The 25920-nt window shown below is 44.9% G+C and carries 26 protein-coding genes and 1 pseudogene; 7 read left to right on the top strand and 20 right to left on the bottom strand.

The window, feature by feature from the left end; translation table 11 throughout:
* Positions 1–309: 309 nt before the first annotated feature.
* From HQQ92_RS10410 to HQQ92_RS10390, 5 genes are all read right to left on the bottom strand, one after another.
* Positions 310–486 carry a hypothetical protein gene (locus HQQ92_RS10410; protein ID WP_254306321.1) on the bottom strand — a complete coding sequence of 59 codons (177 nt, stop codon included), beginning with the start codon at positions 484–486 and terminating at the stop codon, positions 310–312.
* A gap of 376 nt (positions 487–862) precedes the next feature.
* Positions 863–1630 carry a Crp/Fnr family transcriptional regulator gene (locus HQQ92_RS10405; protein ID WP_028760079.1) on the bottom strand — a complete coding sequence of 256 codons (768 nt, stop codon included), beginning with the start codon at positions 1628–1630 and terminating at the stop codon, positions 863–865.
* Between the two features lie 122 nt (positions 1631–1752).
* Positions 1753–2451: a Crp/Fnr family transcriptional regulator gene (locus HQQ92_RS10400; protein WP_105252418.1), complete on the bottom strand. Its 699-nt coding sequence runs from the start codon at positions 2449–2451 to the stop codon at positions 1753–1755.
* A gap of 104 nt (positions 2452–2555) precedes the next feature.
* A complete protein-coding gene (locus HQQ92_RS10395; RefSeq protein WP_028760077.1) occupies positions 2556–2897 on the bottom strand; it encodes a BON domain-containing protein in 342 nt (113 codons plus the stop codon).
* A 38-nt stretch (positions 2898–2935) separates the two neighbouring features.
* Positions 2936–3097 carry a DUF3309 family protein gene (locus HQQ92_RS10390; protein ID WP_081729035.1) on the bottom strand — a complete coding sequence of 54 codons (162 nt, stop codon included), beginning with the start codon at positions 3095–3097 and terminating at the stop codon, positions 2936–2938.
* Positions 3098–3366: 269 nt separating this feature from the next.
* On the opposite strand from HQQ92_RS10390, the gene HQQ92_RS10385 reads away from it, so the two are divergent.
* Entirely contained in the window at positions 3367–3786 is a 420-nt protein-coding gene (locus HQQ92_RS10385) for a PRC-barrel domain-containing protein (protein ID WP_028760076.1), read from the top strand.
* 509 nt (positions 3787–4295) lie between these two features.
* Positions 4296–6203 (top strand): sodium:proton antiporter, encoded by a 1908-nt coding sequence (locus tag HQQ92_RS10380; RefSeq protein ID WP_173245136.1) that lies wholly within the window; start codon positions 4296–4298, stop codon positions 6201–6203.
* 207 nt (positions 6204–6410) lie between these two features.
* Here HQQ92_RS10380 and HQQ92_RS10375 read toward each other — a convergent pair whose 3' ends face one another.
* Positions 6411–7769 carry a PLP-dependent aminotransferase family protein gene (locus tag HQQ92_RS10375; RefSeq protein WP_173245133.1) on the bottom strand — a complete coding sequence of 453 codons (1359 nt, stop codon included), beginning with the start codon at positions 7767–7769 and terminating at the stop codon, positions 6411–6413.
* Positions 7770–7861: 92 nt separating this feature from the next.
* On the opposite strand from HQQ92_RS10375, the gene HQQ92_RS10370 reads away from it, so the two are divergent.
* Together HQQ92_RS10370 and HQQ92_RS10365 are read left to right on the top strand one after the other, a co-directional pair.
* Positions 7862–8488, top strand: a complete 627-nt coding sequence (locus HQQ92_RS10370) for a LysE family translocator (protein WP_028760074.1) — start codon at positions 7862–7864, stop codon at positions 8486–8488.
* 184 nt (positions 8489–8672) lie between these two features.
* Positions 8673–10430: a SulP family inorganic anion transporter gene (locus HQQ92_RS10365; RefSeq protein ID WP_028760073.1), complete on the top strand. Its 1758-nt coding sequence runs from the start codon at positions 8673–8675 to the stop codon at positions 10428–10430.
* A 131-nt stretch (positions 10431–10561) separates the two neighbouring features.
* Here HQQ92_RS10365 and HQQ92_RS23730 read toward each other — a convergent pair whose 3' ends face one another.
* Positions 10562–10759: a hypothetical protein gene (locus tag HQQ92_RS23730; protein ID WP_028760072.1), complete on the bottom strand. Its 198-nt coding sequence runs from the start codon at positions 10757–10759 to the stop codon at positions 10562–10564.
* 187 nt (positions 10760–10946) lie between these two features.
* Positions 10947–11603: pseudogene (locus HQQ92_RS23930) on the bottom strand (glutathione S-transferase).
* A gap of 365 nt (positions 11604–11968) precedes the next feature.
* Between HQQ92_RS23930 and HQQ92_RS10355 the strand changes: the two are divergent.
* Together HQQ92_RS10355 and HQQ92_RS10350 are read left to right on the top strand one after the other, a co-directional pair.
* Entirely contained in the window at positions 11969–12973 is a 1005-nt protein-coding gene (locus tag HQQ92_RS10355) for a rhodanese-related sulfurtransferase (protein WP_173245129.1), read from the top strand.
* 311 nt (positions 12974–13284) lie between these two features.
* On the top strand, positions 13285–13752 hold the full coding sequence (locus HQQ92_RS10350; protein WP_173245126.1) for a hypothetical protein: 468 nt from the start codon (positions 13285–13287) through the stop codon (positions 13750–13752).
* A gap of 166 nt (positions 13753–13918) precedes the next feature.
* On the opposite strand, the gene HQQ92_RS10345 is transcribed toward HQQ92_RS10350, so the two are convergent.
* From HQQ92_RS10345 to HQQ92_RS10295, 11 genes are all read right to left on the bottom strand, one after another.
* Positions 13919–14176, bottom strand: a complete 258-nt coding sequence (locus tag HQQ92_RS10345; protein WP_173245123.1) for a DUF2897 family protein — start codon at positions 14174–14176, stop codon at positions 13919–13921.
* 45 nt (positions 14177–14221) lie between these two features.
* Entirely contained in the window at positions 14222–14959 is a 738-nt protein-coding gene (kdsB, locus tag HQQ92_RS10340; RefSeq protein WP_012197229.1) for an 8-amino-3,8-dideoxy-manno-octulosonate cytidylyltransferase KdsB, read from the bottom strand.
* 97 nt (positions 14960–15056) lie between these two features.
* The gene (gene kdnB / locus HQQ92_RS10335) at positions 15057–16127 is read right to left on the bottom strand and encodes a 3-deoxy-alpha-D-manno-octulosonate 8-oxidase KdnB (RefSeq protein WP_028760066.1); all 1071 of its coding nucleotides are present in this window, start codon (positions 16125–16127) and stop codon (positions 15057–15059) included.
* A gap of 20 nt (positions 16128–16147) precedes the next feature.
* Positions 16148–17335 carry an 8-amino-3,8-dideoxy-alpha-D-manno-octulosonate transaminase KdnA gene (gene kdnA, locus HQQ92_RS10330; RefSeq protein WP_028760065.1) on the bottom strand — a complete coding sequence of 396 codons (1188 nt, stop codon included), beginning with the start codon at positions 17333–17335 and terminating at the stop codon, positions 16148–16150.
* A gap of 193 nt (positions 17336–17528) precedes the next feature.
* The gene (can, locus tag HQQ92_RS10325) at positions 17529–18146 is read right to left on the bottom strand and encodes a carbonate dehydratase (protein WP_028760064.1); all 618 of its coding nucleotides are present in this window, start codon (positions 18144–18146) and stop codon (positions 17529–17531) included.
* A 298-nt stretch (positions 18147–18444) separates the two neighbouring features.
* Positions 18445–18882 (bottom strand): phosphate ABC transporter substrate-binding protein, encoded by a 438-nt coding sequence (locus tag HQQ92_RS10320; RefSeq protein WP_105252606.1) that lies wholly within the window; start codon positions 18880–18882, stop codon positions 18445–18447.
* Between the two features lie 10 nt (positions 18883–18892).
* The gene (locus HQQ92_RS10315) at positions 18893–20071 is read right to left on the bottom strand and encodes a porin (protein ID WP_173245120.1); all 1179 of its coding nucleotides are present in this window, start codon (positions 20069–20071) and stop codon (positions 18893–18895) included.
* A gap of 325 nt (positions 20072–20396) precedes the next feature.
* Entirely contained in the window at positions 20397–21227 is an 831-nt protein-coding gene (locus HQQ92_RS10310; protein ID WP_173245117.1) for an alpha/beta fold hydrolase, read from the bottom strand.
* Between the two features lie 112 nt (positions 21228–21339).
* A complete protein-coding gene (locus HQQ92_RS10305) occupies positions 21340–22053 on the bottom strand; it encodes a M15 family metallopeptidase (RefSeq protein WP_173245114.1) in 714 nt (237 codons plus the stop codon).
* The gene (gene dapE / locus HQQ92_RS10300; RefSeq protein ID WP_173248640.1) at positions 22047–23186 is read right to left on the bottom strand and encodes a succinyl-diaminopimelate desuccinylase; all 1140 of its coding nucleotides are present in this window, start codon (positions 23184–23186) and stop codon (positions 22047–22049) included. Before dapE ends, HQQ92_RS10305 begins: the two co-directional genes overlap by 7 nt.
* Positions 23186–23530, bottom strand: a complete 345-nt coding sequence (locus HQQ92_RS10295; RefSeq protein WP_105252601.1) for an ArsC family reductase — start codon at positions 23528–23530, stop codon at positions 23186–23188. The genes dapE and HQQ92_RS10295 overlap by 1 nt, the downstream gene beginning before the upstream one ends.
* 269 nt (positions 23531–23799) lie before the next feature.
* Between HQQ92_RS10295 and HQQ92_RS10290 the strand changes: the two genes are divergently transcribed.
* Entirely contained in the window at positions 23800–25170 is a 1371-nt protein-coding gene (locus HQQ92_RS10290; protein ID WP_173245111.1) for an MFS transporter, read from the top strand.
* Positions 25171–25391: 221 nt separating this feature from the next.
* On the opposite strand, the gene crr is transcribed toward HQQ92_RS10290, so the two are convergent.
* Positions 25392–25901: a PTS glucose transporter subunit IIA gene (gene crr / locus HQQ92_RS10285; protein WP_006081821.1), complete on the bottom strand. Its 510-nt coding sequence runs from the start codon at positions 25899–25901 to the stop codon at positions 25392–25394.
* Between the last annotated feature and the right edge of the window lie 19 nt (positions 25902–25920).

The following is a 25920-nucleotide window of genomic DNA, read 5'->3' as shown; positions in this document are numbered from 1 at the left end:
TGGTCTTTAGGTTTGTTATTCCACCATGCACAGTCAATATGCTGGTGAATAGCCCCATTTTTGAGTCAGTTGGTATGAGTGAGTAATTTGACGCCACGGAAATTCATGATCTACTCCTCTGAGTAAAGAGGGCCGGTACACTAAGGGTTGCATCGGCTTGAGCTAAACGCAGTGTGTTACTGCATGGTTTAGTTTTTGCACTTAATCAATGAAACTTTTCCCTGTTTGTTCGTCACGTCCTAGTCTAACGAGTGATGATTTGGCTCTTTTTCAGTCCTGTTACCTTCCTTGTTGTTTGATTTAAGTTCTTCAACCTCGCTTATTTTTTGTGCTTTTACTGGTATCCACGTCTTGTTTAGCGTTATCCGCAACTGTGGTTTTGATCATCTGACGGTTGCGGGCTACGACGGGAGGATTGGCTTTGTTGGTGTTGGAATTCTGTGCATCGTTATCGATGGATTTATGTTGTTCTGTGAATTTTTTCATATAAACCTCAAGTAACCCGGTGTAGTGCAAGAGTGCATGAACCGTACATTCAGCATGACCTGCTAAATATTGAACGTCTGTGCGTTAGCGCGCATGGGATTAGTGATGGCAATATTGGCCGCTCGGCACGTTTTTTGTTTGCTGGGCGGGCCGATATAATCAATAATAATTCATTGATTACAAAGGTAATGTGTCGGATATTAGGCTGCATCAGTTTGCGCCATGTTGGCGTGTAGGGTTGATGACTGCCTGTTTTGTTTATGCTCTGCAGTACCATTGTGGGTTTAGTACTGAAGTGGCATATGGGATAACGATAGAATGGCTGTTGTACGAGTGGTCTAGCCATCCGTTATGTGTATTTTTATCCACAGTACGTTTATGTTTGCTGCGCTTGTTGAGGTGGCATCAGCCGTTCTGATTCCTGCTTAACGACTGCGTAACATTCACAACAGGTTTGTTCTAGTAACGCGCGATCGACCACTTCAATATTCCCACGACTGTAATTGATTACCCCCATGCGTTGCAGTTTTCCTGCTGCATCGGTGACACCTTCACGGCGTACGCCGAGCATATTGGCAATCAATTCTTGTGTCATTAACACGCGATCATCGGGCAATCTATCTATCGAAAGCAGTAACCAACGGCACAGTTGCTGTTCAATACTATGGTGGCGATTGCAAACCGCGGTCTGGGCCATTTGGGTCAGTAGCACCTGACTGTAACGCAGTAACAGATGGAGCAGGGCGCCATGACGGTTAAATTCGTCTTTAAGCCGCTGACCAAACAAGCGATAGGCAACGCCAGCACTTTGCACCACAGCGCGACTCGTGGTGCTTTCTCCTCCCATAAACAGTGCAACGCCGACCATACCATCATTGCCAACGACAGCAATTTCAGCGGATGCCCCATTTTCCATCACATATAGCAGCGAAATAATCGAGTCCAGCGGGAAATACACATAACGCTGCTTTGAGCCTGCTTCACAGACTACTTGTCCGAGTTCTAATGGAACCAGTTCCAGATGCGGGAAAATACGTTGTTTGACTTCCTCTGGCAATTCACATAACAACCGATTGGATTCTGGCGGGAAGTGAGTTTCCGGTGGCGGTCGCTCTGATACAGATTTCAGTTTTAGTGTGTCCATTATGATAGCGTGTCCTTGTTTGGTGATGTCGCTAACTCAGGTTACAGCGAGAAACACCTATGCTATGTACGGTAGCGAACATAATGGCAGGTTTTTTGAATCGTTGAGTGGAAAATATGCACTTAAGTGCGCATTGAGTGATAGCAACTGCAGCAACGGGCAAGTAGAGCTTGCCGATCAAGAATATGTAATCGCCCACGATTATATGAAATGCTGCCGCGGGTCTGTAAATTGCCTGCGGCCTCGGTAATACTGCTTCGCCTAACACCCAGCATGTCGGCTAAAAATTGATGGGTTAGATATAGCTCATCAGTCTGAATTCGGTCGTGACTCATTAGCAACCAACGTGCTAGCCGAGACTCAATGGAGTGAAAATGGGCACAGACTGCATTTTGTGATAATTGGCATAACAAGGTGTATAGATAAGTCTCTACTATTTGCTTCAGATTGGTATTTTGAGCGAGCAAGCCTTCAAAGGTTTCAATGGGGAGCCGCCAAGCTTGACCAGAACCTTGGATGATCGCCTCTGAAGGCACTTGCCGAGTGCCCAGCAAAGTCGTCGCTCCAAGCATACCTTCGTAACCAATCAAACCCATTTCCAATGCCGGATGTTTGGGGAGTTTAGCAATCAAAGAAATAAAAGCCGTTAAGGGAAAATAGACATATTGATATGACTCGCCAGGCTTGCACAGTAAGTCGGCAAAGTTAAGTTGGACTAATTCAGCTTGCGATAATAAATCTGCTTGTTCCACCACTGGCAGATGACGGATTAATCGGTTCTGAATTTGTGGGGCTAATGTGTCTTGGTGTTGAGTGGGCATAGCGGTTCAACCTGTGGTGGCATTGACTTGGCACCAGAAAATCTGCTGCAAAAAGAAGGGCCGCAGCATCAGAACGCGGCTGCGGAATGATGGAGATTAAATGACTAGTTTTTTAGTTGCGGTGAAGGTGCGCCAGATTTTAGTTGCATATCATTTTTGACTGAAATGACGCCGGGGACTTTGCTTGTCAGTTTTACCGCAGTATTGATATCTTCACGCGATTTAACAAATCCGCTGAGCTGGACCACGCCTTTAAAGGTTTCAACATTAATCTCGGCCACACTTAAGTTTTTATCACCTAAAATGGCAGCTTTTACTTTGGTGGTGACCACACTGTCGTCTAAATACTCGCCAGTACCTTCTTTGTTGTATGCAGAACTGCAACTGGCCACGGCAACTAAGCCTAGAGCCAGCAGGAAGATACTTAACATTTTAATTGTTCTCATCAGATTATCCTTTTTGATAAAGAGTAAAAATGGGGGCATTAGCTAACGCGTCCCGTTAACAGCAATATAATCAGCACCAGTAGCACTATGCCTATAAGGCCACCTGGACGATAACCCCAGTTTCGGCTATGGGGCCAAGTGGGGAGCATGCCGAGAAATAACAAAATTAAAATAATCAATAAAATAGTCGCAATTGACATGGCTAATCTTCCTGATACCGGGGCAATTTTGCACTGGGTAACATGAGTCTGTGCCGTAGCAAATGGGATGTCGGTACGCTGGCGCACTTACAGGGATCTGACGAGTCGATGTACCTGATAAGCGGTATGCCGAACAGAGCGAGTGATTGTAGAGATGCATACTCTATTTATGTCCAATGACGGACATGTTCAATTCGAAACCAACGTTTGGTATTTCACTTATTCCGTTGTCCAGTTTCATGGGCTGCGCTAATAAAGAGGTCAACAAAATGAATTATCATGATCGCGATGTTTACGGCATTTACAACAATCCACAGTTCGCTTCTCCATCATTGGCACAAGGACCCGGCCCATATCTGATGGGCGCTGAAACACTGATCGGCAATAATGTTGTTAATAATTCTGGTGAAACCTTAGGGGATATCAAAGAAATTATGCTTGAAGTGGAAACGGGCCACGTCGGGTATGCGGTACTGTCGTTCAGTACTTATTTTGGTTTTGGAGAAAAGCTGTTTGCAGTACCTTGGAAGATGCTGACACTTAATCATGAGCAAAAATGTTTTGTCATGGACATATCATTAGAGCGACTCAAAACGGCGCCGGGGTTTGATAAAGGCCATTGGCCCAATATGAAAGATGTTGAATGGGAAAACGAACTGCACGATTACTACGGTAGCCGTAGGGATTAATGGTGTTAAGCAGGGGATTTATCCCCTGCGTTATTATTTGGATTCGGTAAATATGTATAAATGTGGTTGTGTCTATCAAGTGAGTAGGGCCCACACGCATTTTAGTTGTTAGGCATTAGCTCATCGTTATAGTTGACACCTAATAACGATAAAAGTTTGAGCTAGCGTATTATCGAAAGTCACCAGCGTGTATTGCTGATCAATGTCTTCGCTTCATCAAATGATTAAAGCCTTGTCGAAAGATAAGGCTTTTTTGTTTTTCTATTTTAAGTTTAAATCCTTATTTAAGGTAAATCTGATGTTTTCGGATTTGTACTACAGCTTATTTTACTTAATGTCGCTAGATTGCTCCGTTTTCTTGATTTTTTCTCCATAGGTGATGAGGGAAGAGTCATATTTAACAGTGGATATATCGAATAGATAATTTCAGCTTACTGTTCATGCTGTTGTCGTCTGCGTCATTAAAGCTAAGCTCATTAGTATTTAGCTCAGTTATCTAAAGGATTTATATGGTTGAACACATTACTGGCATGCTAGCGCTAATTGGAGTGCTATCGTTATTTTGTCAATGGCTTGGCTGGAAACTGCGGTTACCAGCGATTTTACCCTTGTTGCTATGTGGGCTCACTTTAGGCCCTGGGCTTGGATTCCTCAATCCTGATGCGATTTTTGGTGATTTGCTTTTTCCGATAATTTCCCTCGGGGTCGCCGTGATTTTATTTGAAGGGGCTTTGACTCTTAACTTCAAAGAAATCAAAGATCATGGTCGTATGGTGACGCATCTTGTGACTATCGGTACCGTGATCACTTGGGCCTGTATCAGTACGGCCACCTTCTATTTACTGGATTTTAGTTGGGAAATTGCATTGCTCTTTGGGGCGCTAGTGGTAGTGACTGGACCTACGGTTATCGTGCCAATGCTCAGAAGTGTGCGTCCTAAATCCCAGCTGGCGAGTATTTTGCGTTGGGAAGGCATAGTGATTGATCCAATAGGCGCGCTGCTCGCAGTGTTAGTCTTTGAATACATAACCGTTGCCAGCAATCAAACGACGCATGTGCTCTATGCCTTAGGCTCTATGTTGTCCCTCGGATTAGGACTTGGCGCAGTAGCGGGTTATCTAACGGGACAAATCTTAAGACACAACCTATTGCCACACTATCTGCGTAATACCGCCGTTTTGACCTTAATGCTGGGTATCTTTGTCGGCTCGAACCTATTACAAGAAGAATCGGGTTTATTGACTGTGACAGTTATGGGCATTTGGCTTGCGAATATGCGTGGTGTGGATATTGCTGAAATCCTTGAATTTAAAGAGACATTAACCGTACTGTTAATTTCTGCACTGTTTATTTTACTGGCGGCGCGATTAGATTCTAATGCCATGCTCGGCTTAGGTTGGGGTGGACTGGGTGTTTTAGCTGTGACCATGTTATTGGCACGACCGCTGAGTATTTGGGCTTCTGGTATCGGCACATCTCTGTCGAAAGCGGATAAGTGGTTTTTATGCTGGATTGCCCCTCGAGGTATTGTGGCCGCGGCGGTATCTTCGTTATTTGCAATCAAGTTAGAAGCCAATAATGTGCAGGGCGCAGATGCAATTGTGCCCTTAGTGTTCTTAATTATTATCGGCACTGTGGTGGTCCAAAGTTTAACGGCGGGACGTTGGGCACGATTTCTTGGGGTTAAAGCCGATTCTGCTCAAGGCTTATTGATCTTTGGCGCCTCTAAATTTTCCCGTGAATTAGCTAAAATCTTAAAAGCTAAAGATGTCAAAGTGCTATTGGCTGATAATAACTGGGATAACATTAGGCTCGCGCGTATGGATAATATTCCAGTGTATTTTGGTAATCCTGTTTCGGAACATGCTGAAACTTATATGGATTTAACTGGAATTGGCCGCGTATTGATTATTTCACCTTACCGACAGTTAAACCCGTTAGTGAGCTTTCATTTCCAAGACTTTTTTGGTGCTAAAAAAGTTTTTGGTCTTAATAATACCGAAGTTGGCAGTGCGCGCCACCAACTTTCTGAAAGCTACAAGCAGCGTTTATGTCTGTTTGGTGATGCCGTGTCCTATGCCAAGATAGCCAGCCTAATGGCGAAAGGCGCTCAGCTTAAAGTGACCAATTTAACCGAAAACTTCAGCTTTGAGCATTTCCGTAAGCGTTACGGTGAAACGGCTATGCCACTGGTTTACCTGACGAAGGAAGGTAAGGTCGTCGTAGTGTCAGGCAACGATACTGTGTTCCCGAATGGTATTGAGCTGATTAGCCTGTTGCCGATTGAAGCCTTAGAAGAAGCCAAAGTGCAGCAAGCGATTGCAGAGCGGGAAGCCCAAGAAAAAGCAGCAGAATCTGCTTTAGCAAAGGTAAAAGCGGAAGAGCATGAAAGCGAAGGTGATGACGCTGTTGGATAAGTTAAAGTTACCAAAAGATTTATTATCGAAATATTTTTTGATTAGCTGAAGAATATTTCTCAAATAGCACATTCAAGGCATCATAGCTGCGTAAGTTTTATGGCAAATCTTACTGCAGCTATAGATTACAGCCCAAAAAAGAGTATTAAAATGACTTTGCTAGAAAGCCATGTTTATGCAGAAAGGTCGCTGTTATACAAGCAGTCATTACACTACTGAATAAGCATTTTGCACTAAGGAACGTATGGTCGACTCTATGCATTCAACCGCGATATTGAATTGAGTGTCGTTTTCGGCGCCACCAAGGCTCAAGCGGATAAAATTGTCATGGCAATTAAAGTCATCACCATTACGGACTAATATGCCTTTTGCGGCCAGTGCGGTAACGAGATGATGGGCTTTGATATCTTCTGGCAGTTGTATCCAACCGTTTAACCCTCGCCAAGTTTGGGTTAATCCCAGCCGTTCGCCCATGGCGATACAGTGACGTTGTCGTTGACGTACGAGCGTATCTCGTTCTGCAGTGATATGACCTTTCTTTATCAACTGACAGGCTATTTCAATATTCAGCGGCGACACCATCCAGCATTGGCTATGAATAGCGAGTCGCACTTGGGCGATAAGGGGGTCAGGAACCAGAATAAAACCTTGCCTTAAGCCGCCAGAAAACAATTTTGACAGGCTGGAAATATAAATCACCCTTGGGATCGCCAGCTGTTTTGCTAATTGCCACAGGGGCGAATGCCATTCTTCAGGTAAACAATAATTCACGTCATCTTCAATGATATAGAATTGATATTGCTCTGATAATTCAAGGATTTTCTGCCGCTGTGATTCACTGTACTGAATGCAAGTGGGGTTTTGATTATTCAGTGTGAGATAGACTAATTTAGGGTTGTGGATCTGTAATAGGGCTTCAAAGCGCGGCAGATCTAATCCTTCGTGGATAAGGGGCACTCCAACGCTAGTGACACCAAGCTGTTTAGCACAAATTCTCACGCCTGGATAACTGTATTGCTCGTGTAACAGTACATCGCCTGTTGATAAAAATGCGCTCAAACAGGCAAAAATGGCTTGCTGGCCGCCATGGGTAAAGACCAGTTGCTCGGGCGTTTGCTGTATGCCGCGTTGGTTTAACCATTGGTGGAACACTTGTTGGTGTTGATCTAATGGACTGGCGCGATAACCGAGTAACTGACTCAATTTAGTGGGGTCTTTCGCTAATTGGCTGAGGCAATCGCTTAGGGTGCTGATTTGATCTGTGAGTGGCTGCTGACAGGTCGCCATATTCAATTGTACGTTACCCATTTCAGGTACAGGGGAGGCATTGACATAGGTGCCATCTCCCACACGCGCTTCGACGTAACCCCTTTGTTCCGCCAATGCATAGGCGCGGGTCACGGTGCCAATAGTGATGCCTAAGGCATCGGCTAAACGGCGCTGTGGTGGCAGTTTACTACCTTGGGTTAACACCTTCTGCAAAATGCCTTGTTCTATGGCACTGACTAAGCGCTGATATTTCGGGCCTGAAAAAGTCGTTAGGTCTGGTGTCCAGATTGTACCCATGACAATAAATCCATTGATCTCTAATATTCTCCGTATATTATTTATTGCATCTTTTTATGTCAACAAATGTATGCATACAATTTAAGGCGAATATGAATACTGCACTGCTTTATGATCCACAATTATGGACTTTAATGGCCTCGACCGCGCTGTTTTGCGCGACTATGACAATGACTCCAGGACCGAACAATATTCTCTTGGCTAGCTCTGGAGCGCATTTTGGTGTGCTGCGTACCGTGCCACATATTGCAGGGATCCGCTTGGGTTCGACCTCTTTACATCTTGCGGTATTATTCGGCCTCGGTACCTTGTTTGAAGCATTACCGGTATTGCACCAAGTATTGAAATATTTTGCTTTAGCATATTTGCTGTATCTCGCGTACAAATTAGTGACGTCGCCAGTGCAGAGCACGCATTTGGATGATGGGCGAAAACCTATGACGCTCATTGAAGCTGCATTATTTCAATGGATTAACCCTAAATCTTGGATGTCGACGATTACCCTGTGTAGCGCTTTTACATTAAGTGGCGATGGCTTTTGGTTGAGTGCGTTTCTTGGCGTATTAATGTTCAACATAGTGGGATTTCCTGCATCATTTACTTGGGTATTTGTTGGTGCAGCGATCAGTAAGAAACTCAATACCGATAGACGTAAGCGCCATTTTAATTGGTTTATGGGCAGCTTGCTCTTAGTGTCATTACCTATGATATTACGCTAGCTTGGCTTGAATTAAGTGCCTAAGCCTATAAATATTCTGAGGAAGACACTCGCGTAATGATTGGCTTTATGCCATAACCAACATACTATTGATGGCTTTTTAGGTAATGACCTTTTAGCTGAACATTTTCAGTCTCAGTTATACTTGTTGCTTATCTTGATAGTGTGTATATGGAGGTTGCCGAGTGAAGTTCCCTAGTTTGATTTCGTTTATGCCGGGATTGGCGCAATTATTACAATATGAAAAGCAATGGCTTAGGGATGATGTGCGCGCAGGCTTATCCGTTGCCGCTGTGGCATTACCCGTAGCGATTGCTTATGCCCAGCTTACTGGTGTGAATGCTGCCGTGGGTTTGTATTCCTGCGTATTACCAATGTTGGTATACGCACTATTTGGCACCTCAAAACAATTAATCGTGGGTCCAGATGCGGCGACTTGTGCTGTTATCGCCGCGGTTGTCACGCCCCTAGCTGCAGGGGATAGCATGAAGCACTGGCAGTTAGTGATGACCATGACGGCCATGACAGGCTTTTGGTGCTTGATTGCGAGTCGTTTTAGGCTGGGGGTGCTCGCCGATTTTCTATCAAAGCCGATTTTGATGGGGTTGCTTAATGGCGTTGCAATTACCATTATCGTGGGACAGTTTTCAAAAATCTTCGGTTTTACCTTCGATGAGCGTTATCTAATCGAACGCCTCAGCGGTGCGCCTTCCTACTTATCCAAAACCCATTGGCCGACATTGACTATGGGGATTGTGACGCTAGCGACTTATGCCTTAGTGAAACGGTTTCGTCCCCAATGGCCAGCTTCTATGTGCGCAATGGCGATGGCAGCTTTCCTTGTTTGGGTGTTTAACCTGACGAGCTTTGATATTAGCGTCGTCGGAGAAGTGACCTCTGGATTACCTTCATTCCAAGCGCCTGTATTTGATTTAGGTATTGCCCGTGAGCTTGTGGTACCGGCGCTTAACTTAGCCATGGTGAGCTTTGTGAGCATGATGTTGACGGCTCGAAGCTTTGCGGCAAAAAACGGTTACGATATAGATGCCGATAAAGAGTTCAGGGCGTTAGGAATAGCCAATATAGCGTCTGCCATATCTCAAGGTTTTGCGGTGAGCGGCGCGGATTCCCGCACTGCGGTTAATGATGCCAATGGTGGTAAGAGCCAGTTAGTGTCTATCATTGCGGCGGTATTGATTGGTGTTGTGGCGCTATTTTTCACTGCGCCTTTGAAGTTCATCCCCAGTGCCGCCTTAGGTGTGGTGCTGGTGATTGCCTCTATCTCGCTTATCGATTTAAAGTCACTGTGGAATCTACGAGTGCGGGATAGGTCTGCTTTTTTACTTGCCTGTATCACTTTGTTCTCTGTGTTGTTTATTGGGGTTATCCCTGGGATAACCTTGGCTGTATTACTGGGTTTATTCCAGTTCCTCGCTACTGTGATGCGGCCTACGGATCAAGTGCTTGGTTTAGATCATAAGGGCGTTATCCGTAGTGTCGATGAATCGGGTAAAGCTAAATCGGTTCCAGGAGTATTTATATATCGCTTTAATTCGCCGTTAACTTACTTTAATGCGACGTATTTTAAGCGTCGTTTACTGGAAAAGTTTATTCGGGAATTTGAGCCTGTCGATTGCATCATTATTGATGCAGTGCCTTGTTTTACCCATTTGGATTTAAGCGTGATGGCCATGTTGGCTGATTTACATCAATTGCTTAAAAAACGTGGCGTTCGTTTAGTGCTTGCGGGACGTAAACGGCAGATGCTGAGTTGGTTTGAGCAAGCGGGCATGCAGACAGGGGAGGGGGGTATTTTGATCCGGCCAGATTTGTATCTCGCCCTTAAAATGAATCAAAGCTATAAACAAGCCTTGGCTGAAGGGCAAGCGCCTGTGATCCAAAAAGTTCCTGATGACTCGGTATTGTTGCACAGTCATTTGTAGTTAACTGTCATGCCTTGTTTGATTAAACTGGGTCGTATAAATAGCGCAGCTTAAGGTTGCGCTATTTTTTCTTAATTTGATAATTAAATCAATGGTATGACTGGCTTTTTGAAGGTATTCAGTTTTACCGTTTAGTCTTTGAGAATTCTATCTAGGGGAATAAAACCGTGAAAACCATAATAACCCATAGGGCCGAGTATCAGACTCAGTAGGCACCATAAGCACTTTTTGTTGGTGCTGAGATCCACTTTACTCTTGAAAGCCCGAAGGGCAAATAGACAATGCAATAGCACCAGGCCCCCAAGCATAATAACGATATTAATATCCATATTTTCCAACTGTCTTATCCTTGTGTTCTATCATTCACGTCCTTGAGTCTTTAGGCGTGGTTACTTTTCTTGAGAAGATTGTCTAGCTACGATTAGCTAAATTAGTTACCTAGTAGCAAATACCTTACTTGAATATTTTACCGATGGCTATAACATAAAATAAAAATAATCTTTAAATCTTATTGGCTTACACGTCTCCTAACAAGCAAGTTGGAGAATGGCTAGCGTCCCAGATCACATATTTTTCCATCGCACGAATAAATATTTCACTCGAAATAAGTCGATTCAGCCAAGCGGCGACTCGCGGAAAATCATCACTAAGCGCACGTTTAAGATCCACTGCGGCAAACTGGCGTACAAAAGGTATGATTGCGTAGTCGGCAAGGCGAGGTGTATCGGCGACTAAAAAGGGGTGTTGCCCTAAGCATGTTTCAAGTTACAGGAGGAAATGACTCGCCTGCTGATAATAATAAGCTTGCGTTTGCTCAGGGTAACGGTCGGCATATTTATAGCGGTCAAGGCATGGTTTAAATTGCTGATCATTTTTCGCGATAAGCTGTGCCATTTTATCTTCAATAGCAGGATTTTGCTGACACAATAGATCTAAGGGATCTGCTTGCGTGAGTGCCCAGCGCATGATCTCAAGACTTTCGGCAATCACCTCGCCGTTTGCTAGTACTAATACTGGCACAGTACCCTTAGATGAGGCCGCTAGCATTTGTGGTGGTTTGGCTTTAAGGGTGATTTCACGGACTTCAACATTGCATTGGGCTAATAAGAGTCCCAAACGTGCTCGCATGGCATAGGGGCAACGGCGGAAGGTGTATAAGACGGCTAGAGTCATTCGGATTTCCTCTACTGTGCGGCGCCATGCGTGGAAGTTGATGCGACTAAAGCTGATGTCAGCGTGTTCATACTTGCTTATTGACGACGCGAGCATGCCAATGCGAATGTTGCGTGCCAATCATGCAATATTCAAAGGGCGCAGATGGTAACGCTTTCATACTGGGATTTCTGCTTAAATTACCATCATAGAATGATTTTTCTCACCACTGTGCGTAAAGAATTAAAGACCCTGTATTTTATCTGTGTTTATCTTGCTGTGACTCAGGTAGAATTCCGCGCTATTTTTGGGATCTGCAGCAAGGCTGCAGATGATTGATTTGTTTATGCACTGGAAATTAAGTTCCAGCCAGCAAAGAGGGTGTTATGGCTAAAGTTGTCGTATGTGCGTTATATAAATTCGTGTCGTTACCGCATTTTGAATCTATCCGAGCGCCATTGCTCGCTATGATGGAACAGGCCGAGATCAAAGGCACTCTGCTCCTCGCAAGTGAAGGGATCAATGGCACAGTTGCTGGCACTCAAGAAGCGATTGAAGCGTTATTAGTGTGGCTTAATAGCCAAAATGGCCTAGACAATATCGTTCACAAGTTATCATTTGACGATGAAATGCCGTTCTACCGCACTAAAGTCAAGCTGAAAAACGAAATCGTGACTATGGGCGTTGAAGGTATTGACCCACTTAAAGTGGTTGGCACCTATGTGAAGCCTCAAGATTGGAATGCGCTGATTTCTGATCCGGACGTGATTTTAGTCGACACCCGTAACGACTATGAAGTGCAAATCGGCACTTTCAAAAATGCCATTAATCCTGTGACTGAAACCTTCAGAGAATTCCCTGAATATGTGAAGCAGAATCTTGATCCTGCTAAACATAAGAAGGTCGCCATGTTCTGTACTGGCGGTATTCGCTGTGAGAAATCAACTGCTTATTTAAAAGAGCAAGGCTTTGATGAGGTCTATCATCTCGAAGGCGGTATTCTTAAATACCTTGAAGAAGTCAAAGCGGAAGAAAGCCTGTGGGAAGGCGAGTGCTTTGTATTTGATAACCGCGTTGCGGTAAATCATGACTTGAAGAAAGGCCAATACGATCAATGTAATGCTTGCCGTATGCCAATCACCGAAGCTGAAAAACAGAGTCCTGCCTATGTGCAAGGTGTCAGTTGCCCACATTGTATCGATAAAATTTCTGACGACCAGCGTAAACGTTTCGTTGAGCGTGAACGTCAAGTGAATTTGGCTAAGGCCCGTAATGAAGCGCATATCGGTAGCGATGTGAATCAAGTGATTGAAGCGCGCCGTGAGAAAAAAGAAGCGCAGCGTCGACTCGCCGCCGAGAAAAATAACGCGAAAAAATCGCAAGCGCTTTAACTTTATATGCCATTAGATGAGTAGTGAGTTAGTCATGAGTTTGCACTGAGCTTGTTTCTCACTCAGGCAGTTTTCACATGGCTCTCACAGTGAATATGGCTTGCACTCTGGCCCGACTCGTTCGGGCCATTTTTTTATGCCGATTTTAGTTTTAGTGTGAATGTGCTTTAAACCATTATTTATCATAGCGCTATGCCGAAAACCTTAAATTTATGATAACTTTCAGTCGCTAGTATTAAAAACGCTAGCATTTCAAAAAAGTCGAGTGCTATATACGAAGGGAGCGATTAAGTGCAAGGTAGGCAAAGCGCATGAGCATTTGGAAAGAGCTATACGATATTTTCGATAAGGAACGCAGTCGCTGGCAGCAATCGAGCGCCAGTAAGCAGGCGATTGCCTTCGAGTTAAAAGCCAATTTGGGTTTTCTGGCCGATGCCTTAAGCAGCGGTTTGTCGCAAAGTGCGATCGCCAGCGGTTTAGAATGCAGTATTTTTGAGGCAAAACTGAAAGAGGGCGCAGCACTCACTGCATTAAATCACCGTAAAGTGACACTGAAATTTATTGGTGAATTTGCCGAGTTTAATAAATATGTGGGTAAAGAGAACGACGCTTTAGTCGAGAATACTTACGCTAGAATCAAATCGCTGCAGAAGTTAGTCGCGGCTGAGCCCAATAAAAATCATGATCTTAAGATTAAATCCCTGTTTCGCTTTTTAGTCTTTTTAGTGGCGCACCTTGAGGAGCAGCCATTGAGTCGCACATCAGCGAAAAAAGCCTAAGGCTGATGAGTGGCATTGGCTAGCTTGTTATTTGAGAGACAAAAAAGGCGCCTGTGGCGCCTTTTCTATGTTTGCGAACGTCATTGCTCAGTGTTTATAGCACAGTCTTTAAAAGGCATGTTCAAGAGCCATCTTTAGACTCACTTTTTAAAAGCCGCCATTGAATTTAGCGCTTAGGTGGTTCAGTTTTGCTTTGATCTGCTTTATTGGGTTCTGAGTCCGCTGAACTTGGCTTATTTGAAGCCGCATCGTCATCATTGTCTGCTGCCGAAGGCTTGGCAGTATCTGACTTTATCTGCTTATCTTTACCATGTTGACCGAACTGCGGCAGTTTGAACTTAGCACTGTACTTCAGCGCAGCAAGATTGCTGGCTATGACACCGACGATCAAAATAATAATGATCCAGACTTCTAAGGTCGACATACTCAGCTCCTGTTTCGAATTGACTCGCGCACACCTAACGGGCGATTAATCAACCGCTAAACGTTGCTCACATTTACGAATGTCTTCTGGCGTATCAACTTCAATAGAATCAAAGGCGCTAATGGCGATTTTGATCTTATGGCCGTACTCTAATGCACGTAATTGCTCGAGTTTTTCCAGATCTTCTAGACGACCTAATGGTAGGGCGGCGAAGGCCTGTACGAATTTGCGTGTATAAGCATACACACCTAAGTGCTTATAAACGGGGTAATCTTGAGTATCGCGCCCAAAAGGAATACGCGAACGAGAGAAATACAAGGCGTAGTTGTTGTTATCGAACACCATCTTCACATGCATAGGATCGTCAAGCTCGGCTTTATTGACGATTTCAAAACCTAAGGTGGCCATTTCAAACTCACCAGGGTGACGCTCGAAGAGGCTGATGACTTGCTCGATAGAGGTTGGGTCAATTAGAGGTTGATCGCCCTGTAGGTTGATCACTAAGTCGTCATCTTTCAGTCCCAGTTGGTTTATTGCATCATTGATACGATCTGTACCCGAGGCAGCATCTGGGCTGGTCATGACTACTTTGCCGCCAAAACCTTCAACGGCCGCTTTAATGCGATCATCATCGGTAGCGACGTAAATATTGGTGAGGCCTTTGGCTAACGACGCGCGTTCATACACGTGTTGGATCATTGGCTTGCCGTTAATCGGGGCTAAGGGTTTGCCCGGGAAGCGGCTTGAACCGTAACGAGCCGGGATTAACAGAGTCACATTCATCAAATTATCCTACTTTTATCAAAGATATACAGTGTAGATATACAATGCATATAGACAAAAGGGCTCACAATTGAGCCCTTTTAACATGTGTTAGAGCTTAGATGCGACGGAACAGGGCAGTCAACATTTCATCTGTGACTTTCTCTTCCCAACCCGCGCCGTAAACGTTAGCCCATAGTGGACCCATGCTCTTAGTCACGGCAACCATTTTCGCTATCGTTTCGTCTGGCAGATCTTTACAGATGTTCTTCGGCAGCGTGATGTTATGTTTCTTCATCATCAGACGGAACTCTTCAACACCTTCTGGATAGAATTCTTCTAACACGTCAAAGGCGATACAGTTGCCGATACCATGGTGGTAACCCAGGATGTAAGACAGACCGTAAGATACCGCATGACAGGCACCCACTTGGCTATACGCTATGCTCATACCGCCCATGAAAGACGCCATCATTAGCTTGTCGTCTTTTTCTACGTGGTCGTCTAAGTACACTTGGCGACATAAATCCATGGCTTTTTCAGCGTAGGATTTAGAGAACTCGTTTAAGAAGGTACCTTGTAAAGATTCAACACAGTGGATATAGCAATCCATACCTGTGTAGAACCATTGGTCCGTTTCTACGCCTTCGATTAACTCAGAATCCATGATGATTTGATCGAATACTGTGTAATCTGAGTTCAGGCCTAGCTTACGTACTGGACCACATAATACTGCGGTGCGTGACGCTTCTGCACCAGTACCAGAAATCGTTGGGATACCAATGTGGTGTACCGCTGGGTTCTTGATTAAGTCCCAACCTTGATACATAGCAGAGCCACCTGGGTTTGTCAGCATCAGCGATACCGCTTTAGCTACGTCCATGGTTGAACCGCCACCTAAACCGACGACGCTCACTGGCAGTTTGCTATTGAAAGCTTGAACTTGTTCAGTCAGGGCATCGATTTGAATTGTGCTTGGCTCTTCATCAACGTTAACCCAAATTATCATGTCTTGTGCTTTAGCTGGAATGCGGCCCTCAAGGGCTTTGCCTTGATGCACGTCATCGACTAAAAACACCACGAAGTCGTCGGCGGTTTTACGTTCAGCAGCTAACACTTCATCCAATTGGACGAATGAGCCACGGCCGAAGATCATTTTTTCAACTACTTTAAAATTCTTAAAACTCATTGCAACAAACTCCCGTAGAATTATTGGGCAAATGCTTTCTTGATGTTTTCGATACGCTCGGCGATCTGAGCATCGGTCCAAGACAACTTGATGAGCATAGAAATCGTGCGGCTCATAATGGCATCGGATTTAGGCACAGAAACTTGAGTATAGTCAGGTCTGTCGGCGATTAATGTGATTGGCAACGCAGCAGATGCCTTAAGCTCCTGAATGTGTTTCCAGTTTTTCAAATAATGCCAGTTGTTTACATACCAGTAGAAGCAACCATCAACGCCGTTTTCAGCCAGTTTTTTGCTGATTTCTTGCGTGCGCGCTTCGGTTGGCAACATAAAGGTTAAGAAGCCAGCCGAGTCGCCTTCGGGATCTGGGATCTGGCGGAAGGTGACTTCTGGAATAGCGGCCATTGCATCTTTAATGGTCTTTTTGTTTTTACGTTGAATATCGATAATGGTATCGAGTTTACGTAACTGCGCTAACCCTAAGGCGGCATTCATTTCCGAAATACGGAAGTTCAAGCCAATGATAGGGTGTGACTCTGCGCCGCGGTCTTTACCAATGTGGTCATGACCGTGATCTGAGAACATGTGCGCGTTGTTGTAGATTTCTGTGTTGTTAGTGATCACAGCGCCACCTTCACCACAGGTGATGGTTTTGACTGAATCGAATGAGTAACAACCCACATCACCGATAGTACCTAGGGCTTGGCCCTTGTAGCTACCACCGATGGCTTGGCAAGCATCTTCTAAAATCAGTAAGTTATGTTTTTTACAGACGGCTTTGATCTCGTCCATCTTCGCCATAGAACCGCACATGTGTACTAAGTTGATGGCTTTAGTGCGTGGGGTAATCGCGGCTTCGATACCTTCTGGAGATAAACACAATGTCTCATCGATTTCGGCAAAAATCGGAATCGCGCCTGCCATAAAAATCGCTTCAACTGAGGCTACAAAGGTAAAAGGTGGCACGATAACTTCATCGCCAGCACCAATGCCTGCAGCCATCATGGCCGTTTGCAGCGCAGCAGTACCGCTTGATAAAAGGTGAGCATGCTTCACGTTCATCTTCTCGCACAGTAGTTGCTCCATATCGCGCGTCTTCCAGCGATCATTACGCATATGGTCGAAGTTGTAACGGAAGGTAAAACCGTTTTCCATAACGTCAGCGACTTCCTGCTTCTCTTCAGGACCAAATAATTCAAAACCGGGCATGGAAGGTATCTCCTTAGAATTTGTGGCGCATAGGTCGCCTGCAATTAACTGGCGGATTATAACTGGCGTAATAGACCCTTGCGATGTTTTATTGCTGAAAATTGTCATGGAAAAAGAAAAACCTGCACAGGGGCAGGTTTTATCTGAGCATTGATGACACTCAGCTAAGGGTTAAAAGCCTATATTCAGGCCGTTAGCGTGGATTAGCTAAACCATGTTCACGGTCAACCGTGACATCTAAATCTGTCAGTAAACCGTTATCAATGCCGTAAATCCAGCCGTGTACCGCCACTTCTTGGCCGCGATCCCAAGCTTCTTGCACTATGGTTGAACTGGTGACATTGGCAACCTGCTCAATCACATTTAGCTCGCACAGGCGATCAAAACGTTTGGCTTCGTCCATCTGTTGTAATTCTTCCTGATAAATACGATAGATATCACGTAAATGCCCGAGCCAGTTATCGATGAGTCCTAAGCGTTGCTGACCCATGGCCGCGCGCACACCACCACAGCCGTAGTGACCCACCACCATAATATGCTTCACCTTGAGCACATCGACGGCGTATTGCAGTACAGATAAGCAGTTAAGATCGGTATGGATCACCATGTTGGCGATATTACGGTGAACAAAGACTTCACCGGGCATAAGATCAATGATTTGGTTTGAGGGTACGCGACTATCTGAGCAGCCAATCCACAGGTATTCTGGATGTTGCTGTTTCGCTAATTGTTCAAAAAAATCAGGATTTTCTTGGCGTATACGTCCGGCCCAGCGGCGGTTATTGTCGAATAAAGGTTTGAGTAGTTTCATTTTAACCTATTGTTTTATTGACATATAAAATGTCTTCTCATGCTCTAATTCATGCAAGCAGCACATTTTTAGCAAGAGTATACCAGCAAATTTTGATCTGCTGGTCTATCCAATTAAGGTTTGAATCAGGATATTGAAAAATCGAGATTATTTTTTCTTAATAGTACTGCAAATGGATAAGCCCTCTCTGAGGGGGCAAGCACTATTTGATAGTGTGTTTGTTGTTTATATCGCGCTAATGCTGAGTGGAAACCTTGTCCGCCACAGGTTAAGGCGGACAAGGATGATGCAGTATGGGTTAGAACTTACTGATCACTTTCACGCTGTCGTTTACTTCGCTGACGTCAACAAATCCGATCATATTGGGATTGGCGGCAATCAATGCGAGCATTTCAGCGCTGGAGTCGACGACTTTGGGCGGTTGACCTTGGCCTGAAAAGACCAGTTTTGACCAATAGGCTTTTAACTGACTCTCGGTTTTATTAAGGATCTGTTTAACAAAGGCATCACGTGCGGGCGTGCCTTCAGGTTGATCGAGTGCGACGACAGTGCCACCACTGGGGAAAGACTTGAGTTTGCCTAAATAGATCCGTGAAATATCCGCAGCGCTAATTTCTGACGTATTAGAAGGGTGCACCACGACGGCAATTTCGGCTTGAACACAGGCACTGCCAAATAGAAGCGCACTGGCGACTAAGGTTTTTATCATCAACCGAGAACTTATTAATAGTTTCATGCTTAACTCCTTAAAAAACTAAGTCTATTGCCATACTCAGCAACTGTTCATCGGAGGACGGTTTGTCGTTACTGTAGTTGGTGTACTCTAGTTTCAGTGCGGCAGAAGGATGGAAATCCCAGCGGGTACCTATGATGTAGTAGGCGCTGTCTTCCTGTTGTGCTTCAAGCGCCGCTTGTGTTCCAAAAACAAGCGGTGCGAGTGCAGCTTGGTTTGCCGGTGGCAGACCATTGTAAACAGGTAACATAGCGTCATAGGCATCGTATTGGGGCTCACCTTTATCAATACCGTAGGTTAAGTGGAAGGTGAAATCGTGATAGCGGATCCCGCCGGAAACAAAGGCTGAATCTTGAATATTAAAGCTACTGGGGTCGACATCAATTCGTGTGTATTCGGCCAAAATAAACCATTTTTCAGCATCATATTTAATGTTAGCGCCAATGAGTAACGCGCTGTCATTAATCGGTAAAAGATCATCAACTACTTGCTGAGTAAAGAGTCCGGTTTGAGAAATTGCATTACCTAAGCCAAGCAGTGCGGGTAATTCGTAGGAGAAATCGGTGACTATGCCAATATTTAAGCCGTACTCAAACCCTGAGGTTACAAAGTTAAAGTTCATTATGTGGCCCTCGGCGGAGAAGGGCGCAGGAGGCGTTGATGAACCCGTAGGCGAGTAGTCAGAAACTGAAGTGGTAATGTATTTATAGGTCAAACCTACTTCAGTATCACCCCATAAATCGGCATAAACTAAGCCTACACCTTCACCTGAATTAAATGGAAGTGAATAAACTCCGCGGGGCGGAGTGATCCAATGATAGGCATAGCCTACATCAATATAATCGGAGTATTTATAGAGATTAAAACGTTGGCGACCCGCCATAAGCATAAGTTTGTCGCTGATGTCATAGGAGATATAAGCCCATTCGAATTCAGCGCTATAATCGTTACTGCCTCTGGATAGCACTTGTGCAGTAGCTCTTAAGCCACTACCAAGATCGGCGGTAAATTGTAAGGCAACTTTGGAATCATTATTAAAATCGAGTTCTTTGTCGTAACCATAATAGCTTTTATCGTCACTTAGACTTGAGCCCGCGACAATAGAGGCAAATCCATTTATTTGAACATCGGCATAAAGAGACGGCATATAAAGTGTGCTGAATACGCAGAGGGCAACTGTACTTTTTCTCATGGCAGAATACCTTGTTGAGGGAATACAGTATAAAGGTAGTTGATAATTAGTAGATTTCACCTTTGTGCAACATTTTTTAGGCCGATTGGAACAAAAACAAGGTCTTTACTTGTTAATAGAGGTTTAACAGGTGAGTTTAATGAAACGAGGCGTGCTCAATAACAGACTTTAATAAAGTAAAGCCTAATGTATTTATCCATAAAATAGGAATTAAGTATGGGTGAGCAATATTGATATAAGCACATTTTGGTAACATGTACTAAGTAGAAATACTCATCTTCAAGATGCGAGTTTTCGCACCTTGAAGCGTAGATTTAGCAATTGATTAATAATGTTTAGCCAGAAAATCGGCTAAATGTTGGTTAATAAATTCCGCTTGTTCAAGAGTTGATATGTGTCCTGCTGCAGGAATATGCACAAGTTGGCTGCCGTCAATGGCATCACTCATCAGGTAACTTTCTAATACGCTGCGGGCCTTATCTTCCACGCCAGCCATGATGAGGCAGGGTAGCGTCAATTGCTCGGCGTATTCCATGGTATCGCGACGACCAAAAATCATTCGTCCAAGTTTAACTATCGTGGGGATTTGCTCCGCTGTGATACTGGCAAGTGACTGTTCAAAGTCCGTAACCAGTTCGGGAGTGTTATTTGCGGCATCATTGGCGAAGAATAAAGGTGAAATCGCACTGATCAGCGGCGCAGGGATCGCCTTAGCGGCGGTAATCATATCCAGCATGCCATCATATTTCGCACGGGTGACTTCGGGTTCGAAGCCGATAAAACTGTTGAGCATAACGAGGGTTTTAACTCTTGTTGGTGCTTTCAGTACCAATTCTGCGCCCCACATAGCACCGACAGATTGTCCGACAACACTAAAGTGAGTTATCTCAAGAGCATCCATTAGCTCAAGCATTTGATCGGCAATATCGAGTAGCGTTTTGCAGTTATTGGGCAGTAAATCTGACTGACCATGGCTCCAAAGTTCAGGCACTATGCAGCGATACTGGGCGCTTAAGGTGGCAATTTGAGGCGCCCACATAGCGCTATCCCATAAATAACTGTGCCCAAACAATAATACAGGGCCTGAGCCGACATCAAGGTAACTTAATTTTCGATCGGCAATAACAAGCTGCTGACGGTGTGAAGAAAAATCCATAAAACCTACTTAATCAAATATATCATTGTGTTAAACCGCATTTTGGCGCCCATTTTGACGATATAGCGCTATGCTTAACCTTTATTGACTGATCTTTGCGAGTATTTCGTGATTAGGGCTGAGCGATACGCAGCACGTATTCATCTATTAGACTGTCTAATCGGGCGAGTACTGCATCTTTTAGCAACATATCACTGTTTTCTAACAGGATTGCCAGTTCGGCACGATCGAATTGTGGCAACAATAACTGCGCTACAGGGAAATAGCTGATATGCCAAGGCTCAGGACTTACCGCACTTTGTCCCTGCTGAAACGGGAAGTAAAAGCCAAAATCATGGGCATTTTCTACCAGCCAAGCATGCAATTTAGCGCAGGGACCACCCTGAACATATTCAGCTTCAACAAGGCGCAGGGCTTTAACATCAATTTGAGCCGCATCGAACACATCGAGATCGGTACCCCAATGGTGACGTGAAGCGCCGGGCAACGCCGACCAGAGCAAAATCAAGTCAACTATGGCATCGTCACTTAAGCCCTGAATATTGACTGGTAACTCATTGGCATCCAATACCGCGCGTTTACCGCTAGCCTTGGCATTCCAAATTGCCAGTTGCCGTTCAAAGGGACGATGAGCCGAGCAAATCGCGAGTTTTATGCCCGCATCTTCAGCTTTTGCCGCCATAGACTTAAAGGCGATAGCTGTGTTCTCCTCTAACCCAAAGCTATGATAACCAAGGTGATACGGGCTTAAATAATCCACCAATTCAGGGGCGCATAAGCCGTAAAGCTTTGCGGTTTCGGGACGGATCTTCAGATGTGCTAACACAGTAATTGTTCCAAAATGACTTCATAACACAGGGCTAACTGCTCAAGGTCGTCCACTTTAACGCATTCATTCACTTTATGAATGGTGGCGTTGACAGGGCCAAGCTCTAACACTTTGGCGCCCGTTGGCGCGATAAAGCGACCGTCTGATGTGCCGCCAGTGGTTTGCGGATCGGTTTCATAACCTGTGACTTGGCGGATCGCGATACGGGTTGCATCTAATAACGGGCCATCACCGGTTAAAAATGGTAGGCCATTGAAAATCCAGCTGATATCGTAATCTAGCTCATAGGCTTTCAATAGAGTTTCAACTCGCTCAATCAAGATTTCGGCGGTCACTTCGGTGGAGTAACGGAAGTTAAACATCACTTCCAGTGCACCAGGGATCACATTCGATGCGCCCGTGCCGCCATTAATATTGGCGATTTGGAAGCTGGTGGGGGGGAAAAACTCATTGCCATTATCCCAGTGCATCTGACTTAGCTCGGCTAAAAAAGGCGCGGCTTTGTGGATTGGATTATCGGCAAGGTGTGGATAGGCCACGTGGCCTTGAATGCCTTTCACGGTTAAGTTGCCGGTTAAACTGCCGCGGCGACCATTTTTGACCACATCACCCAGCTTTAGGGTTGATGAGGGTTCGCCGACTAATGCCCAGGTGATCTTCTCGTTGCGCGCTTCTAAGGTATCAATGACTCGCGTCGTGCCGTTGATGAACGGACCTTCTTCATCGCTGGTGATCAAAAAGGCGATAGAGCCATGATGATCGGGATGTTTAGCCACAAAGCGTTCGGTGGCAATGATCATAGCCGCCAGTGAGCCTTTCATGTCCGCTGCGCCGCGGCCATATAAGTAGCCATCAATGATGGTGGGCACAAAAGGCGGCGTGTGCCAGCGGCTCACATCGCCTGTCGGCACAACGTCTGTGTGACCCGCAAAACAAAAAACGGGGCCTTCATTACCACGGCGAGCCCACATATTGGTGGTGTCTTCAAATACCATAGGTTCGATATTAAAACCGATGGCGCTGAGTCTTTCAGCCATTAAGGTTTGGCAGCCTTCATCAAGCGGTGTCACCGAAGGGCGGGCGATCAGCGCTTTTGTCAGTTCTGTAACGGGATAATTGTCGGCTGGCATCATACTGAGAATACTCTTTTATAGGCGGCTTCATCAAAGCCAATCAGCACTTGTTCACCGACGACTAAGACGGGGCGTTTGATCAGTGTCGGTTGCGTCAGCATAAGTTGAATGGCTTTGGTTTGATCAATATCGGTTTTATCTGCGTCACTGAGCGCACGAAAGCTCGTGCTGCGCTTATTGAATACGGTTTCCCAGCCTGAGGTGTTACACCAGAATTCGAGGTCTTCTTGACGTAGGCCGTCATCTCTAAAATCATGGAAATGAACTGGAAGTTGATGATTTTCAATCCATTTACGTGCTTTACGCACTGTATCGCAATTCTTAATACCGTAGAGGGTCAAAATGATGCTCCAGTGTGGATGGACGCTTGGCTTGCAAGCATTGATTTTGCTGGCATTGTGGCATTGTGCGTCGCATGTCACAAGTGGGATGTGCTGCTGATATCTGGTGATTAATAAAACGTTAATTTTCTAGAGATAATAATCGCTGGTGACTTGCTTTGGTTTAACTTTTTAACACTTGTTCAACTTAAGTGCCTTGTATATATTGTTTTTTCATTAAAATCAGTTTGATTTAAGCATTGAGGTCAATGCGCTTTTAAAGGATTAAGATGCACAGCGATGTTTCATTGCAGCGATTTAAGCAATTTCCGCGCTTGATGTGGATATTTTTGTTTGGGTCTTTTATCACCCGTGGCAGTTATTACATGGTGTGGCCATTCTTAGCCGTTATTTTATATGAGAAATTTGCGCTAAGTGCCACAGAGGTCGGCATGGTCTTGTCCAGCGCCGCGATTATTTCGGTATTTACGAGCTTTGTTGGTAGCTCATTGTCCGACAGAATCGGTCGTCATAAGCTGATGTACCTGACGGGCATCCTCTATATCATCTCGTTTTCGTTATTGGCTGAAGCAAATTCTGTCGAGGGGTATGTGGTTGTGATGACCCTGTGCTCTATGGCCACTTCACTGTGGCGACCGCTGACATCCGCCGCTATTGGCGACATTATTGCCGATCCTAAGACACGCGAATTGGCGATGCAGTCGCTGTATTTTATCGTCAACGTTGGCTGCGCCGTTGGCCCTATGCTGGGGGTATGGCTTGGTCTTACGGGCAAGCAATCCAGTTTCTACCTTACTGCAGTGGCCTTTGCCGTATTGTTGGCCTTGTTATATTGGGGATTTAACCATCAAACCCGTCAGGAACCTGCTATGGCGGCTGGCGCCTCATCGAGTGACAATTTAAGTGGCGATACGAGTGGCAGTGAAAGTGACTTTGTAAATGACATGACAAGTGATGGTGTTAATCGTGGTGTGAATAGCTTATCGACTGATGTAGAGGCAAGCACGAAAAAAGCGGCAGTCGTGAGCCGTAAGCAAATTATCACCATTCTATTGCAAGATAAACTGCTGCAATGTTTAATTTTTGCCAATATTTTGTGTATGTTCATTTATGCCCAAATGGACAGTTCGTTGATCCAATATCTTACTCGCGCAGGTGCGCCTGATTTGCTGACGTTAATTTCTGGCATGATTTTCACCAATGCTATGGTGATTATCTCCACCCAATTTTTGCTATTGAAACTCATGGCCCGTTTTCCGCTCGTCAAACGGATTCAAATCGGATTGCTATTACTGATCGGCTCACAAATCTGGCTGGCGTTTAATCCACTGGATCTATTTTGGGGCTGGATTGGTGCGATTGTGGTGATGAGTGTCGCCGAGACTATTTTGTTCCCCACTATGAATGTGCATATCGACCGCTTAGCCCCTGATCATCTTCGTGGCGCTTACTTTGGGGCCGCTTCATTCTATGACTTAGGATTTGCGCTCGCGCCCCTTGGAGGTGGCATCATATTGGATCATTTTGGCGGTCAGTGGCTGTTTTTGACAGGCGCTTTACTCTCGGTATTGGTGATTTATCTGTACAGTATTTTAGATAAATTACCGCGCCCCGATTTTGCCATGTTCAAAGTAGATTAGTTTACTAGAGTCATGTAGCCGTTATTCGCAGGGAACGTGATGCTTAGCGTGAGGACGGCCAAAATAGATTCTCTTAAGCCTGTGTATCGGTGCAGCTTGGCGAATTCAAATACCGTGTATAGGCTTGGTTTTCAAAAGCTTAAAAGGCTGGCTCATGATGGTGAGTCAGCCTTTTGTTATTCAGAAAACAACCGATAACCGATTTATTCGAAATGGTTAAATTAGAGCTGTACCGTAAAGATCACGTCTTTACCTGCGGTGACACTGCCTTGGGCTTTGTCGAGGTATTTGACATCTTCCATGTTCGCCAAAACGACAGGAGTGAGTAGGCTGTCGACTTGGTCTTTTAGGTAATCAATATCGAATGACAGGATCGGATCGCCGACTTTCACTTCTTGGCCTTCCTGGGCTAAACGTTTAAACCCTTTGCCTCTCAGCTCGACTGTACCTACACCAAAGTGAACAAATAGCTCTAAACCTTGGGGAGACTCAATACTGAATGCATGATTTGTCTCAAAAATTTTACCTATGGTGCCGTCGATAGGCGCCAGAATTAATTCGCCTTTGGGGGCTATAGCGATGCCATCACCGACAATCTTTTCAGCAAAAACCACGTCGGGGACTTTTTCAATGGCGACGATATCGCCGGAAACGGGGGCATATACCATGATACCGCCAGCTAATTGAGTCTGGCCCGATACCAAGCGCCTTATTCGGCTTAAAAATCCCATAATCTAGAGCCTCTTTTGC

It is taken from the genome of Shewanella sp. DC2-4, from assembly GCF_013248875.1.
In the GTDB taxonomy this organism is placed as follows: Bacteria; Pseudomonadota; Gammaproteobacteria; order Enterobacterales; family Shewanellaceae; genus Shewanella; species Shewanella oncorhynchi.
The sequence above is the reverse complement of the archived record's forward strand: the minus strand, read 5'-3'. Positions and strand labels throughout refer to the sequence as shown.